The organism is Enterovibrio norvegicus FF-33 (genome assembly GCF_000286835.2).
In the GTDB taxonomy this organism is placed as follows: Bacteria; Pseudomonadota; Gammaproteobacteria; order Enterobacterales; family Vibrionaceae; genus Enterovibrio; species Enterovibrio norvegicus_A.
On record NZ_AJYD02000038.1, the window covers coordinates 273,885 to 292,320 of the forward strand.

The following is an 18,436-nucleotide window of genomic DNA, read 5'->3' on the forward strand; positions in this document are numbered from 1 at the left end:
TTGACTAGATATGGTACTAATGACCCGCTTCTGAAACCTCAATATTGAAGAGATCGGATATACTTACTTCATCGTGATGGCATAGAGAAAATAACATGACGAAAAACAGAAAAAGTGAGGGTGTTGCAAGTGTTTCACCAACGGATGCACACGAACGCCGCGCAGCTAAAGCCGTTGTCTGTTACGCCACAGATTCTCTGCCTCCCTTTGATGCCAATTTTTATCACACAGCAAGAGTTTCATCCACTCGCACTGCTTTACAAGAGATCCCCCCAAGGGAAGCACGCTGCTTTGTCGTTCCTGCTGGGTGTTTTTTCCGGATTTCCTGCCAGCATGGGTCACAGGTTGGGGACTTGAATCTCTGGCAACGAGATGATCTCAGTGAACACTTTTTCAGTGGAAAAACCCGACAACTGCATGCCACCCATTTAACAACCGGTGACAGATTGTGGAGCAACATGCCTTATTTAAGGCCGATAGCAACGATTACAGATGATTCATTGAGCTGGTATGGATGGGATCAGGATGGCGCGGGTGTACATGATGTCATTGGCACGCGTTGCGACCCCTACACACACAACCGACTCCATGGAGAAAACTACCATCATTGCTGCCACTCTAACCTCACCCGTGCACTGGCGGATACACGAGGCGTCAGCCCAAAAGACGCAGAAAAACACATTCATGATGTATTAAATGTGTTTATGTGTACGGGTTTCACCAAAGATTCGCACCAATATTTTATGAAAGCCAGCCCAGCACGCAAAGGGGATTATATTGAGTTCTTTGCCGAAACCGATTTGCTTGGAGCGCTTTCAGCATGTCCAGGGGGAGATTGCAGCAGCACCCATTCCAGTGATGGCGCGCAGTGTTTTCCGCTGACGGTAGAGGTTTTCACCCCAGAGAAACAAACGCTTGATACGTGGCAACCCTTCCAACGTAGTGAGTACATTGCTAAATAGCTCACGTTAATCCTTGGTACAGCGAGTGGAAACTGCCGAATTTACCACAATGCGTATTTACATTGATGTAACACTTATTTATCGACGCATAAATTTACTTAGACCATGGTCGTTCTGGTCAGAAGAGACACTCTTTGTGTCCCCCTTGAGATCACCGTTAACTTCCTAACATTTCATAACTTTATTAAATCACACTAAAAAACAAACCAAATGCAGATGCCCCCAAAAAAAACATTAGGCATTCACATCGACACTTATGTTTCAAATTATATTTAGAAAAATGATACATTCATTACTTTGTAGAAAAAAATAAAGCAACGAAAGGCACCATAGATCTCATGGAAAAATGAGAATCAAAATCACATCCCAAATAGAAATAGCGTTTATAACAGCACAAGTGAAAAAATTAGGCGTCAATTTACTGGATAAAATTGACTCTTTCCGAGGAAAGATCGCAAGTGGATATATGCTATAAATGTTCAATGCCTACGCGCACAAGCCTGTGAATCAATAGGTTAAATAATCAACAACTTGGACTGATTTGGGTAGCAACTTATTGAGTAATTACTTGGTTAAATGAAAGGACAACCATTGGCCTGAACATAAAATACTGATGTACATTCACGTGAAATCACACATCTTTTCCTAGCGTCGATCATCCAATATATACATCACCCCATGTAAACTGCGTCTCAAAAAAATGTAACGTCTCTAGTTTCTGCGAAAAAAAACACAGTATATGGCTCGTGTAATAAACGCTAATTTTCTCTTAAAAAATCGACAACCCAAGACACCCTTCACAAAGTCACAAAGACCAGAAATCACAACACACACAACATATAATCTCAAAATACAACAATCCAGCAGGCATGACGCAACTCACTCCACCCATAAAAAAACAAGTGAATTTATAAATGTAACACTAAAAATCAATTAGTTATGCTGTCATTTTCATTGTAATGAAAATTCACACTTTTAGCATATATACGCATTTCCCATATTTTATGATTAATGAGAGTCCTCTCGCGGCCTCACCCGAAAAACATAGATTACTAGACACTTTAAGTATTGAATCTCGATTCTTGTAACTGTCAGTTCTGCTCATTGCAATACATTCAAGGTAGGGATCATGTTTTTCCAATTTAGTACTCTGGTTGATGTTCTCGATAAAGCGAGTCAACAAAGCACCAAAGGTATTTACTTCTCCCACCACAAAAATCCGGCGGAATTTTTAAGCTATGGCGAGTTAAAACAACAAGCACTCGCGGTCTCCGAGAATTGGAAAAATATAGGTGTCAAACCCCAAGATAAGATCATTCTCCAAATTGAGGACAATGAATCATTTGCCATTGCCTTTTGGGCGTGTGTATTTGGAAGATTCATTGCTGTCCCCTTAGCTTTTGGCACAACACAATCACACAAACAAAAATTGGCAAGCATCGAAAAAACGCTTATCACACCATGGATAGTGATTGAAGATGCCAATCGAGATCATGGCTGTGCTATTGATGACGATAGAGTGCTCTTACTTAAAAAGCGCCAAGATGTCCTAGAAATAGAACCCTCTCGAATAGATTCAAAACCAGATGACATTGCATTCATTCAGTTTTCTTCAGGTTCAACTGGTTCTCCTAAGGGAGTGACCCTTACCCATACAAATATCATCACAAACAACATATCTACAATTGAAGCCACAAAAACGACTTTAAACGACACCACTTTTAGCTGGATGCCACTGACTCACGATATGGGACTCATCGGCTTTCACATCAATCCAATGATGGTTGGCTGTGATCAATACTTGATGCCAACAGCAAGTTTTATACGAGACCCATTAAGTTGGCTGAAGAATGCATCAGACGTCAAAGCAACCATTCTTTCTTCGCCTAACTTTGGCTATAGCTATCTACTAAAAAAACTAAACAACTCCCGAAAAACCCCTGAATGGTCTCTCTCTAATGTGCGCCTCATATTTAATGGTGCAGAGCCGATTGATGCCGCATTGAGTGAAAAATTTACTGCCGATTTGGCAAAGTTTGGCCTCAAAAGCAACGTGATGTTTCCAGTATATGGGTTGGCAGAAGCCACGTTAGGCGTCACGTTTCCTCCCGCTGGCCGACATCTCAAAACGATTTTCGTAAACAGAGACCATTTAGGTATTGGCGCAGAAGTCGATGTACAGCCTCATGGGCTGCAGTTTGTTGCTTTAGGAAGGCCGATACATGACATGGACGTTGATATAACGCTCAACGGTCAACTCTGCGACGAAATGGTCATCGGAGACATTGAGATAAGAGGTGGCAGTGTTACAAAGGGGTATTTCAATGACCCAGACAAGACAGCTGCAACGATCTCTAATGATGGATGGCTAAAGACTGGGGATCTTGGGTTTTTCAAAGATGGTGAGCTTTACGTAACAGGGCGAAGCAAAGACCTAATCATCATTAATGGACAAAATATTTACCCCCACGATTTGGAGCAAACCCTCGCTAATGCCGAGGGAATTTCACTAGGCTCTGTCGCTGTGACTTCGATCGACTCACCCAGTCAAGCAAATCCATTACTCGCTGTTTTCGTCCAGTATCGTGGAACACTCGAAAGCTTCATCAGTATAAAAAAATCCGCACAGACCCTTTTGCTCGCACATCATCAACTCCATGCCGATATCGTTGTACCTGTAAAACTTATTCCCAAGACGACCAGTGGAAAGATCCAACGCTTTCAACTCAAAAGTAGAGCAGAAGATGGAGAGTTCACTCATGTGTCATCAGACATTGAGGCACTCGAGTTCGGGCAAGCCAGCACCCAGCCACTGTCTGAGACAGAAAATGAACTCGCCGCACTGTGGAACGACATTTTGCATTGCGGAAAAATAACCAAATCAGACCATTTCTTTGCAAAAGGCGGCAATTCTCTCGACGCACTTTATCTACTTCAGCAAGTAAAACATTCATTCAATGTTGAAATCTCTCTGACTGATGTATACGACTATCTGACTTTAGAGGAAATGGGGCGAGCCATTGACCACGCTCGAGCGTCGGACTCATCCAAACGCAGTATCATTAAAAAAGCCAATCGCGATGTATATGCTCTAACGGCTTCGCAGCTTTCCATGTTTGCGCTCTGCCAAAGAGAGACCGGCACGGCTTACAACGTGTCCGCTGCAGTAGAACTAGATGCAAGGTTTGATGACAACAGTATACAAAACGCGGCGCATGAGCTTATAAAGTGCCACAGGGTACTTAGTACCAAAATCCAGTGGCATTCAGACAAGCCGTGTTGGGAATATGACGCTCGCACCGATAGCTCTGAATTCATTCATCATATTGAGCTAAACGACCAAACTGACCTGTTGGCTCAATTGGAAACCATTGCTGCTGCGTTTAATGTCAATACTGACAACCTGATACGTTTCTATTATGGGAGTTACCGCAATAAGTCTGTACTGGTTATCGATTGCCATCACTTGATTTGTGACGGCCTATCACTGCCTATACTCTTTGACGAGTGGGTTTCTGCGATAGAAGGAAAAAGCCTTGTATCACAAAGCGCCGAGCAGATTGATGCACTAGATATCTATGAAAACCAGCAATCTGTCTATGTAGATGGTGAAAAGCAAAATTATTGGCGAAGTGCGCTTGGCAACCTTCCGAGCGAACTTGTTTGGCCACAACAAAATAGACGACTTCCATTGCAAGATTTTTGTGGCGGTGCCGTCCATAAACCACTGCCCTCTGATCTGTTGTCAAAACTCGAATCATTTGGCCTAGATCAGAACACCAGCATACAAAATGCACTGTTAAACTTTTTCCAAATTTGGGTTGCACAATGTTGCAACCAAGACACATTTTCTGTCGGCATACCTATTACGCAAAGAAATGCAGACTCGATTTCATTGCCCGGAATGTTCGTTGACAGCGTCCTACTTACACCGACGGTTGATTTGTCTAAATCCGTTCATGAAAACCTGTCAACGCTTTCCATCCATGTCAAATCACGTCTTCAGAATCATATTGCTTTTCATGAGGTTGTTAACCTATCCGAGAATAGCTTATCTCAAAGCCGCAATGCGTTGTACGACATCATGTTTGTTTACCAACCCATGCCGCGCACCCTCTCGTCTGCCCGTTACAAGCACATTCCATTTCACAATGGAGGTGCAAAGTTAGACCTAACGCTGTTCATCCAACATAGCATTGACGGCCACCTTCAAATCACGCTTGAAAGTGCTAAGTCTTTGTTTTCCTATGAAGACCTTTCTTCAATGCTCAACAGTTTTGTTGAAATGATGAAGGAAATGCTTGATGCACCTGAGATCGCTCTAACGACACTCTTTGGCAATACTCAGCAAGTCGCTCCAATCACGTTCTCTCCAGTGGTGTACGACGATAAGAAGACCATTAGCCACTTATTAGATGACGCGGCACAAACAGTGCCAGACAAGACTGCGTTAATCAGTGCGGCAACATCTCTATCTTATCGCCAGTTATTTCAAGCTAGCTGCCGTGTTACCACTGCACTAAAAGGTTTAGGTGTTAACAAAGGCGATCGGGTCGCTGTCATCAGTCCGGCTTCAATTAATCTACTGGCTCTCCTTAGCGGGATAAACCGCCTTGGTGCTTGTTATGTGCCTATTGACCAAGACTTACCTACGACCCGAAAAGAGCGAATCCTGAGTACCGCAAAGCCAACTATTGTTGTTTACCAAAGCCTCCATGATCAAGATTGTGTGCCTCAATGGCTAAGACAACAATACGTAACAGTCGAATCAACACAATTGTTATCAACTGCTTCGGACGACATTCACTGTGATAACCAAGCTGAGCCTGATGACCTTGCATACATCATTTTCACATCAGGCTCTACTGGTGAACCTAAAGGTGTAAAGATCACCAACCGTGGGCTCACTAATTATCTTAATTTTGCCAAACGGTATAACCAGAATAATCCCATCCACTCGGCATTGTTTACGAGTATCTCTTTTGATTTAACAGTCACAACATTGTTTGCGCCACTGACCTCATACGGAACATTGCTGATACCCGGCGCAAGTCAACTCTACAGCCAACTCGAATCACTGCTATTGGATGCGCGAGTCAATACGCTCAAAATTACGCCAGCCCATTTAGACATACTGACCACAATGGCGGAAATACAGGATACCTCTAACACTCACCTCACTTGCTTCATTGTGGGTGGTGAGCAGTTAACGACAAACCTTGCCAGTCGAGCACAGCGCGCATTCCCGAACGCAAAGATCATTAATGAATATGGACCCACTGAGACCGTTGTTGGTTGTATTACACATACATTTAATGAACACAACGATACGCATCATGTTGTCCCTATCGGAAAAGCGGCCGATAACGTAGACGTTTATCTTTTGGATGATTCCATGCGTCCGGTTAATTCAGGTCAAATGGGAGAAATATGGATAGGCGGTGATGGCGTCTCCCCTGGGTATTTTGAAGACTCAAAAAACACTTCATTATCGTTTGTAGACAGTCCATTTGGCGCACGATCAACGCTATACAAAACGGGTGATATTGCACACCAGAATAGTGAAGGAAACCTCATATATCAGGGACGAGATGGTGACCAAGTGCAACTTCGAGGCTATCGAATCGAAGTCACGGAGATTGAAAGTGCGCTACTAAAATACGATGGCGTTATATCAACAGCGGTTCGCGTTTTCGAACAGCACGGTGCCAAGCACTTATATGCATTTTATGTGTCCTCAAATGAACTCATTGATCCAAACCGGTCTCTGTCATCTGAACTACCAGATTACATGCTGCCTCAATTCTATATTCGCCTCGATACCCTTCCATTAACGCCAAATGGCAAGGTCGACACGCAGGTATTGCGTCAAATCGCAGATGAAACATCGGCACAAAAACAGTCGGAGAACAGCAATTCAAATGAAGAACTGCCTCTCGGCGACAAAGAGCTTGCCCTGCTGAATGCTTGGAAGAAAACGCTCAACGTTGAGCTTATTTCTTCTGATTCCAATTTTTTCCAAATAGGCGGGGACTCCATCAAAGCACTGCAAATCGTGGCACATTTGCGGTCGGAAGGATGGGCTTTAGACACTAAAGAAATATTACTTCATCCAACAATTAAAGAGTTGACGAACAAGCTGTCCAAATCAGCCAGTGCCCCAGCATACTCTCAAGCGCCGCTTGAAGGTAAAACCACAATGACGCCGGCAATGAATTGGTTCTTTGACCAACAATTTACTCATCCAGGTCATTTTCATCAGTCAGTTCTATTGGATCTCTCTCTAAACCTATCTGCTGAAACCATTGAGCAATCCTTAAAAGCCATACTTGTGCAACATGATGCCTTGCGATTGAGTTTTTCTCATGGTGAAGCTCATTATCAGCACATAGATATTGCGAATGAATTTGTGTTGGAACGTGCGCCAAAAGACAAAGCGTTGTCGTTGGAGCAATTGGGATTATCACTAAAACAGAACATATCCCTCGATGACCGTCTCCTTTTTAAAGGTATATTCCTCGAAGGCGATACTCCTCAATTGTTGCTGATTGCCCACCACTTACTAGTTGATGGTGTTTCATGGCGAATTATCCTGGAAGACTTAGCGTCAGCATGTCGTTCAGTTGATGCGCGAGAACACATCAAATTGATGCCAAAATCGGCGTCTATTCAGGAATATACTGACCAGCGATTCGAAGATAGATCGACGACCAATGATCTTTCTACCAATCAATATTGGCATCAATCCACATCTGAACCACTTAGATTGCATCAAAGTCATCAGCGACCAAACGATATGATGCTGACTGAACGCCTAACGGCTAAACACGGCATCTTAGACAAGCTTTTCAGCAATGTTCACGACGTTTTCAATACCAAGACTCAGGACTTATTGCTTGCCGCGTTGACCCTTTCATTGAAAGCCCATACTAAACAGAAGCAATTTAGCATTGATGTTGAATCCCACGGACGGCAGACCGAGTCAATCGACCTCTCTCGTTCCGTAGGATGGTATACCGCGTTTTACCCCGTACATTTCACCAATGTCGAACAACCGGATAGTGTCATTCGTGATGCCAAGGAAGGAACACGAAATGCCCCTCACCACGGGCTTAGTTTTGCCGTTAGCCCATATCGAGATACTTATCCTGTCAAACCTGCGTGCAGATTCAACTATCTGGGCGATTTGAACGTCAACAATGAGAGCGATTTATTCTTGCTCAACCTTACAGATACAGGGCCAGATTGCAGTCAACTAAATGCAACCACTGCGCACTTTGAATGTGATTGCTGGATATCTGGAAATGAACTGATTCTACAAGTCAAAGTCATGGGGCAAAGCGGAGATAAAACAGCGAGTGAGCTGCTGCGACAGTGGGAGGACAATATCGAACAGTTGCTAACCCACTTACTTAGCGCAAATGACATTCATTTCACACCATCAGACTTCAGTGATTCAGGTCTTAGTCAGCAAGATTTAGACGCGCTTTTTTAGTCAAACGTACGGAACACCCTTCTAGGGCAAGCACACAAACAAGGACAATAGAAATGTCAGGGATTGACAAGAGCAATGTTTCAGCGATTTTACCGCTTCTGCCACTGCAGGAGGGCATGTTATTCCATCATATCGCCGAACCTGACAGCCAATTGTATTTCGAGCAGATCAGACTCAATATCAGCGGCGTGCTTGACACTAGAACGTTGCAATCCGCATGGGATAAAGTCGTCATGAACAATGACGCCTTACGCACTGTTTTTCGTTGGAAAGGCATCGACAACCCTGTTCAAGTTGTCCTTAAAAAACGTGAACTGAACTTAGACGTTTATGACAGCACTCTGGATCACCCCAGCCTACTTTCAACCCTTCGTAGTCCTAACAATATTTGCTTAGAGTCGACACCTATTCAGCTTTCTGTTCTAAAGCACAGTGAATCGAGCTACACCATCATCCTTTGCTTTCACCACATTATTTTAGACGGTTGGAGTAGCGCTCTACTATTGAAGTCGCTGTTGGATGTATATAAAACGCCAGATGCGACAATGCCACTAACAGCGAGCACCAGCGAGATTGTTGAGGGATGGAAGAAAACCGACTCAGATAAAGCGACGACTTGGTGGCGAGAAGCGGTGACATCGGCAGAAGTTAACCGACCTCTGCCTCGTAGCACGGAACTTACAGACGAAAGCAAAGCAGTACAAATTACCGAGAACAAAACCGTACTCACGCTGCCACAAAACACATTAGAAGCCATCAAAACGTTCAGCGAAAAACAATCAGTCAGTGCTGCAACCATTTTTCATGCCGTGTTTGCGCTCACACTGCGCTTTTACCAAAATCAAAAGAATCTGACCTTCGCAACAACCGTGTCTGGTCGTCACCTTTCCGTGCCCCATATTTCGCATACCGCAGGGTTATTCATTAATACTGTGCCTTTTTGTGCATCGCTCAATTTAGAACAGTCTTTTAACGATTGGGCGCACCACGTTCAAGGCTACCTTGCAGACATCAATGAGCATGGGGCATTCGCACTTAAAGATATCCACGGTTTAACATCACTGCCTCAAGAAGCTCGGATGTTTGATAGCTTATTAGTCGTCGAAAACTACCCCTTAGACACGACGATCGCTCAAGGCACCGGTTTTACGATTAACACTTTAGAAACAGACGAAGAAACAGATTTTGATCTCACGTTAGCAATCACACAACTTGAAGGATTTGAGTGTAACTTGATCACCAAAAAAGGGCGATTTGAGTCATCATTCAGTCACAGCTTCCTTGCGCATTTCTCATCAATTCTTGAACGTTCTCTACAGATATCAACCGCTCCCATGAAGTCGTTATCACTTCTTAGTGTGCAACCGTATACCCTCGCTCCCTCAAAACCTGAATATAAGAAAGATCTCATTTCTTTGTTTAAACAAACGGTTTTACGTTTCCCAGAGAAATCAGCGGTTTCATCAAATGACACCTCATTGACTTATCAGAAACTGGATAACATCAGCGACCAAATCGCCGCGTCTTTAGCAAATAAAGGGGTCGAAAAAGGAAGTATCGTCGCGCTGAGAACGCCACAGAATATCGACATGATTTGCGCCATATTTGGCATTTTGAAAGCAGGGGCGACTTACCTTCCTCTACTTCCAGATTTACCGGCAAAAAGATCTGAATTTATGCTGGAAGATACAAGTGCACACTGCTGCATTACTTCCGACGAGGACAAGTACACCTCAGCGATTCCAACGTATAAAATCTCAGAACTTATCGATGGAAGCCAACCTGCACCGAGTTTAGATCTCAACATAAACGATATTGCATATATTATTTACAGTTCTGGCTCGACAGGCATACCTAAAGGGATCTGCACACCACACGGCGCGGTATCGAGCTTCGTCACATCACCGACTTATGTTGATATTTCTCACGATGACAAAGTGCTGCAGCTATCATCCTATGGTTTTGATGGTTCGATTTTCGACATCTTCACAACCTTGTGTAACGGTGCGGAACTGGTCCTCGTTGATAAAGAGACACAAGAAGACCTTACCGCCCTTTCTCGCCACATTGAAACTGCTGAAATCTCGGTGTTTTTTGTCACTACAGCACTGTTTAACGCCTTGGTCGATGTCAATCTCAGCGCCCTCTCTCAAGTCAGAAAAATATTGTTCGGCGGTGAAAAAGTCTCAGTGCCTCACGTACGAAAGGCATTTCGTTCCATGGGGCCAGGCCGCCTTGTTCATGTATATGGCCCGACAGAAACGACCGTTTTTGCTACGGCTTATGCCGTGGATACCAGTGCACAAACAGCTGGCACCTTCCCTATCGGCAAAGCCATTAATACCACTGAAGCCTACGTTATCGATATTGATGGACTCCCTTGTCTTCCCGGCGTCCCAGGCGAGCTATACATTGGTGGTGATGCACTGGCAAAAGGATACTTAAACCGTCCTGATCTCACATCTCGCCAATTTATCGTTTTACCTGGGTATCAAGGGCGCCTCTATCGCACTGGTGATGAAGTTATCGCATCACCTGATTCTACGTTGACATATGTGTGCAGACTCGATGCGCAAGTCAAGATTCGCGGTTTGCGCATCGAACTAGGCGAGATTCATACTCACCTTATTGATATAACGGGTGCTTCAGAAGCGTTTGTCTCAGTTGTTGGTAACGATGAAGGCAACGGCTCTATTATTGCTTACCTCTGTCAGTCAGAGCTATCTGACCAAAACGCCATTAGTCAGAAATTGGCTGAGTTTTTACCTCGCTACATGCTTCCTCAATCATATTTCCATTTAGACCGTTTACCTTTAACGGCGAACAACAAAGTAGACATTGAAGCACTGCCCACGCCTAACACGGAACAAAAAACAAGCCGCGCCCAGCCCGCCAGCGCGACAGAAGAAAAAATGCTTGAAATATGGAAGCGGATTTTGGCTCAACCAAATCTATCCGTAAACGATGACCTATTTCGCTTTGGCGCAAACTCGCTAGCCATTAGCAGAGCGTCAGCACAGATTCAGAAACACCTAAGCAAGCATCTCGATATTAAAACGCTTTTTGCTACACCTACAGTGCGCGAACAAAGTCGCCTTTTAGACAAAAAAGCAGATGAATCTGACGTTAGCGACATTCAGCCCGCCAATGACTTAACGGCATTCCCCGCCACGCCGATGCAAGAAGGCCTATTCACTCAATCTCAAATGTTGCCGGAAAGCACTGCATACAATATGCCTTTGGCTCTCAGATTAAGTGGCAATGTTTCACCTGATCATATTGAACAGTCTTTTAAAGGTGTCATGAAAAGGCATCCTATCCTCTGTTCTCGCTTTAAATACAACGCAAGCACACTATTTCAGGAAGTCGTCGAGCCAACAGTTCATGCTGAATGGTTTGATAGTGGCACTTTGTTATCAGATTGTTGGCGTTCATTTGTCAGGCCGTTTGATCTAACTACGGGGCCGTTGTTTCGCCTTGGGATTATTCCTGAGCAAACGAGTCATATTCTTCTCCTAGACATACACCACATTGCCAGTGATGGCGTGTCTCTCATTATTATTCTCAATGAGCTTTTAAAGGTGCTATCTGGCGAAGATGAGCAACTAGCCACGCCAGAGGTTTGTTTTGGTGATTATGCACATTGGTTAACGACCGAAAGCCAACAAAACAAGCTAAAAGAACAGGCTGAATTTTGGGAAAAAGAAATCAAGTCTTTACCGCCAAGACTTGATTTCATTACTGACCACCCTAGACCGGAAACGCCTTCATTTAAAGGCGCTCAGGTACGGATTTCACTTGGCAATACTGTATCCAATGAAATAGATGAACTCGCTAATGCCAGTTTCTCTGCAAACACGATCCTTTTTACCGCTTTCCACTTAGTACTGGCTAAATACAGTCAACAAATCGAATTTTCTTCATCCATTCTCTGCGCAGGAAGAACACAACATCAAACGGAAAATATGGTAGGAATGTTTAACAACTTTCTTCCTATTGCTTTCCATTGTGAACCTAACCAGAGCATTCAAGAGCTTCTTTGTGCACAGCACACACGTTTAATCAGTGTGTTGAACAACCAATCATACCCTTTTCACGAAATGGTTAATCAATGGGCAGACCAAGAGCCGGGTAGAAATCCAATTTTTGATAGCATGTTTATTTTCCACAACCAATTCGCTCAGGCTGAAACCATTGCGTTGAATGGGCTGACACTTGAGAATTTAAATGTTCCATCAAATAACGCCAAACTCGACATAAAGCTAGATATCTATCCGTCTGTTGATAACGGCTACCAAGCGATATTTGAATTCAGCACTGACCTTTTTGAAATACAAACGATTGAAGTAATGGCGAACCATTTTGAACATGTGGTTCGAAATATGCTCGCTAACCCACTGACGCTCGTCAATGACATTGCGCTCACTACAACGGATGAATCAAATTACATTTTGTCCGAGTTCAATGACACGCAAACAGCCAGCAGTTCACTTCTATCCCTCAAAGAAAGGTTTGAAGATCTCGTTGAAGCTCAACCTGGCGCAATAGCCATTTCATCGAAAGACAGTGCACTCACCTGGGCGGCTTTTAACAGAAAAGTAAACCGTATGGCTCACTATCTTATTGAATCAGGTGTTGGGCCAGAATCCATTGTTGCCATTCAAATGCCTCGAAGCATAGATATGATGGTGACACTGTTCGCTATCACCAAGGCTGGCGGCGCTTGGCTCCCAATTAGTGTCGACAACCCGGAAAAAAGAACGCATTACATACTTGAGGATTGTGGAGCAAGTCTTCACCTCCATGGTGAGAAACCCGCCAACAATGCGCTTTGTCAGTCTGTTGATGTGACGACACTAGACACCTCTCGCTATAGCACCGACAACCCCAAAACGGCTCATTCACCGACGAATCTAGCATATGTGATTTACACCTCAGGCAGCACTGGTGAGCCTAAGGGTGTTCTGATTGAACACCATTCCTTGGTCAACCGACTTGAATGGATGCAGAAAAAGTACCCATTGTTTAAATCTGACATTGTTTTGCAAAAAACGCCCTACACATTTGATGTATCGGTTTGGGAACTCATTTGGTGGTCATTCACGGGGGCAAGCCTTCACCTTCTTGGCCACGGAGAAGAGAAGGAGCCATCAAAGATTCTTTCCGTCGTTGGGGAGCAGGGTATTACCTGCATGCATTTTGTTCCCTCGATGCTGTCTGCGTTTTTAACGGCTCTAACACCGAAAGACGCCAAGAATATGAAGAACCTTAAGCAGGTTTTTGCAAGTGGAGAGGCGCTCACTTACCAACAAGCCTGTATGTTCCAAACCCAGCTTCAAGAAACCAATGGAACGAAACTTCACAATCTATATGGCCCTACAGAAGCCACAATCGACGTGTCCTACTTCGATTGTTCAGTTGCCAATTTGCCCAACCCAATTCCGATTGGAAAGCCTATTGATAACACCACATTACTTATTTTGGATCTTCATGGTCAGCCCTGCCCAATTGGCATTGCGGGCGAACTCTTTATTGGAGGGGTAAACCTTGCTCGCGGTTATCTCAACAAGAAGAAACTGACCGCTGAGCGATTTATAAACAACCCGTTTGGTGAGGGGCGTCTTTACAAAACAGGCGACAAGGCTCGCTGGAAACGCTGCGGAAATATTGAATATTTGGGGAGACTAGATCAACAAATAAAAATCAGAGGCCAACGTATCGAAACAGGCGAAATTGAGCATGAGCTCGCTAAAGTCACGTCGGCTTGCCATGTCGGGACATACCTTGATAACAACGATGAAATATCGCTAGCCGCTTGGGTCGTTCCAATCGATGAAGAAAACGATCATATTTGCGCACAACTACGCCAACATGTTCTTGATGCATTACCGTCATACATGGTGCCTTCTATATTCGTTTTAATGAAAGACATGCCTTTAACGGCAAACGGTAAGCTGGATCGTAACGCGCTTCCAAAGCCCGAAGCAAAAACACGTTATTCTGCGCCACAAAATGATACAGAGCTTCGGTTAGCAAACATCGTAGAAGGCATTCTCAAGCGAGACAACGTTAGTCGAGATGATAATTTCTTCTTAATTGGCGGTCATTCTCTATCCGCAACACGACTAATGGCTAACGTGCGTGAACAGTGGAAAGTTGATCTTCCCCTGCGTGATATTTTTGCTTCTCCCCTTATTAAAGAGCTTGCGTTAATAATATCAAATAGCGCTCCATCCGCTTATTCAAACCCTGTTACAAAAACAGAAAACACCCATAAACCGTTGTCATTTGGGCAACATCGTATGTGGCTTATCGACAAAATCGACCATACAAAAGGTCGTTACAATATTCATACAAATTTGCACATCCAAGGCTCGATTGATTATCTGGCGCTTGAGAAAGCGATCAATATAACCATCATGCGCCATGAAATCATTAGAACGACCTACTCTTCTGATGGTCATTCGGTGAGTACTTCGGTATCCCAGAATGTGGACCTCGACATTGTGCATTTCGACCACCAGGAACTTTCTATAACCGAGAAAGAATCTGCATTAGCTTCGCTTACTCAAGAAATGAGTCATTTCCCATTCGATTTGAGCAAAGACTTGCTGCTGCGCGCTCATCTCATAAAGCAAGATGCCAACAATCATATTTTGCTACTCACCATGCACCACATTGCGTCTGATGGCTGGTCTCTTGCGGTGCTCACTCATGAACTTAGTACCTTGTATCGTGACTTAACAAGCGGCAATTCCCCTTCCCTGCCCCCTATGGATATTCAATATTCAGACTATGCAACATGGCAGCGAGATTTTGAAAAAACCGACGCTTTTCAGCAGCAGAAACTTTTTTGGACGAGTGCGCTGGAAGGGCTCCCTGAATGTCACCAACTGCCGTTGGACTGCCATAGACCCGCGATTCAATCGTACAAAGGCGCTAGGACTACACAATACCTGAGTCCATCGTTAACAAGCGCACTTAAATCGCTCTCAATGGAGACAGGAACAACGCTATTCATGGTTTTTCAAACTGCATTTAGCCTGTTCCTCAGCAAATATTCTAACGAGTCTGACATTGTCATGGGAACGCCTATCGCTAATAGAGAGCAACCCGGCATTGATTCACTGATTGGTTTTTTCGTTAACACTCTGATTGTACGCTCGAACATCAATCAATCCGATTCTTTCGAAAACCAGCTACAACAGAATCGAAGTCACTTGCTTGCTGCGTATGCTCACCAACAGTATCCGTTCGAACAGCTTGTCGAGGCGTTGTCCCCAACACGTAACCTCAGCCATCATCCCCTGTTTCAAATCATGCTAGTTATGCAAAATCAGGATATTTCGATCCCGACTATCGCTGGCTTAGAGATTAAACCACTAGATGTCACTCCCACTACCGCTAAATTTGATCTCTTGCTAGACATTGCGGAAACCGAAGACAGCCTGAGACTCCACTGGGATTTCGACGCTGATCTGTTTACACACGAAACCCTACAACAGATGACTACGCGCTTTGAGAATCTGTTGCACTCAATCGTCGCGCATCGCGAAAAACCTCAATGTTTACTGAGCCTTATTAGCCAAGAAGAACAAATAGAAATAGCGCATGAAGCAAGATCGTCGACAGTTTTGAGTCATCTTTCGACCGATACGATTGTGACGCGTTTTGAAGCCATGGCACTGAGGTATCCCGAGAATACGGCTATTTCGTATCAAGGGAACGAATGGAATTACCAATCCCTCAATGAACGCGCTAATCGACTTGCACACCTTTTAAAAGCCAGAGGTGCCAAGGAAGAAGTGAAAATAGTACTCGTCGCAGAACCTTGTTTCGAAATGCTAGTCGCCATTCTCGCCATCCTAAAAACAGGCGCGGCCTATGTACCCGTTGACCCAAACTCCCCACAAAAACGGGTGCAACATATTCTTTATGATTGCGGCGCAACGATATTGGTCACAGCAACAAGTCACGATGTCTTGCCAGCAGAAAGTGGCGCGTTAAATCTATTTTCCGAAAACACGCAACTGGCACTTCAAAGCCAGCCTACTACGTTTTGTTCTCAGGTTAGCCATGACAACTTGGCTTATATCATTTATACGTCTGGATCTACCGGTATTCCCAAGGGTGTTCAGGTTGAACACCGCCAAGTTGTTCGACTTTTTGACACCACCGAGGCCAAATTTGGTTTCACTGACGACGATGTGTGGACGCTCTTCCATAGTTTTGCTTTCGATTTCTCCGTTTGGGAAATCTGGGGAGCATTGCTTCATGGTGGAAAACTAGTCGTTGTGCCACCGCTGGTAGCAAGATCTCCAAATGATTTTTGTCAGTTACTAAGCAAAGAAAAAGTCACCGTTCTCAACCAAACACCTAGCGCTTTCTATCAGCTTTCTGAAATGGAAAAGAAAACCAATCATCCACTGACACTGCGTTACGTGATTTTTGGTGGAGAGGCATTGACGTTTAGTGCACTTCAATCATGGATTGAAAGGCACCCTCTCAATCAAACGGCGTTAATCAACATGTACGGCATCACTGAAACGACCGTACACGTTACTTATAAGTCCTTAACCGCGTCAGACATTCACAATGCACACCGAAGCCTGATTGGACAGCCTATTGATGACCTCTATATCTATATCATGGGCGAGGCCAATACTATTCAGCCGGTCGGTATTGCTGGGGAAATGTACATAGGCGGTGCTGGCATTACCAGAGGCTATTTAAACAGGGATAGTTTGAACAGAGAGCGTTTTGTCGAAGACTCCTTTTCACCCGAGCAGACACTTTATCGCTCAGGCGACATTGCGCGCAAATTGCCCAACGGAGAGATTGAATATCTCGGACGCGGAGACGAACAAGTAAAAGTTCGAGGTTTCCGCATCGAATTGGGCGAGATAGAACATCAATTGCAAGCCATCGACGATATTTCTGAAGCCGTTGTTGTTCCACATGGTCAGTCATTGGCTGCATTCGTCGTATCTTCATCATCAAGAACGCTGAATGAATACCGCGCCTTGCTTGAACAGCACCTCCCTAACTACATGATACCTTGCAGTGTGACAGAAATTGACCATATTCCCCTGACAACTAACGGAAAAACAAACAGAGAAGAACTTCTCAACCGACAAGCTCCCGTGATGACGGGGAGTAAGCATACAAATGCTCAAACCGATACAGAGCGAAAGTTACTCGACATATGGGAGACGCTGCTCGGTGCAACCCGTATTAGCGTCACAGACAATTTCTTTGATATTGGTGCTAACTCTTTATTGATCGTTCAGGCACACGCCAAGATTGAATCGACCTTTGCAGGCTCTATTCGAGTAACAGATCTATTCAACCACACCACAATTCGAAAACTTGGCCAGTTGATAGACGCCAACAATACCCACATTCAAATCCAACCAACACGGCTTCCAGATTCGTTCTTTTCACCAAGAACTGGGCGATCAATGGTCACACTAAAAGCGTCCTACGACATACACACATGGGCAAAATTCATTGCTGCTATGCAACGTTGCGACACCCCTGTTCTTCATGGGCAGGTAGCCATTTTTGCCTACCTCATTGCCCAAGTGAATAAATGCCACGATGTTAACTTTACCTTCGCTGCGAAAGATGGATTGATCTCGCCGTTCTCGATAGACCTGTCGAATGCAAAGTCAATTTCGGAAATGGTTGCCAGCACCCAAGCTACGTTGGTGGACGCAGAGAAGTCTCCAAACATCAGCACGTCCGGACATATTGACAATAAACACACTCAAATTATTGTTCGAAGCCAGGAAGATAGCCTAAAGCAAGACGTAGAGCAGCATTTTGATTTAATGCTCTCACTACCAGAAGGTGGTGGTGCAAATGAACTGAGGTTACACGTTAATACAGGCACGCTACGAAAAGACCAAATCAACACACTACTTGCTATGTACTTAAAGCTTTTTGCTTACGTTACCCACGAGCTAACGGAGTGAAT

General features: G+C 44.3%; 3 protein-coding genes. All 3 read left to right on the forward strand.

The features are described from left to right. Positions 1-95: 95 nt before the first annotated feature. The 3 genes from A1OO_RS09695 (at position 96) to A1OO_RS09705 (ending at position 18,434) form a co-directional block, all read left to right on the forward strand. A complete protein-coding gene (locus tag A1OO_RS09695; protein ID WP_016962270.1) occupies positions 96-962 on the forward strand; it encodes an urea carboxylase-associated family protein in 867 nt (288 codons plus the stop codon). Positions 963-2,091: 1,129 nt separating this feature from the next. Further along, on the forward strand, positions 2,092-8,457 hold the full coding sequence (locus tag A1OO_RS09700; RefSeq protein WP_017002893.1) for a non-ribosomal peptide synthetase: 6,366 nt from the start codon (positions 2,092-2,094) through the stop codon (positions 8,455-8,457). 53 nt (positions 8,458-8,510) lie between these two features. Further along, the gene (locus A1OO_RS09705) at positions 8,511-18,434 is read left to right on the forward strand and encodes a non-ribosomal peptide synthetase (RefSeq protein ID WP_017002894.1); all 9,924 of its coding nucleotides are present in this window, start codon (positions 8,511-8,513) and stop codon (positions 18,432-18,434) included. The last annotated feature ends 2 nt before the right edge of the window (positions 18,435-18,436 follow it).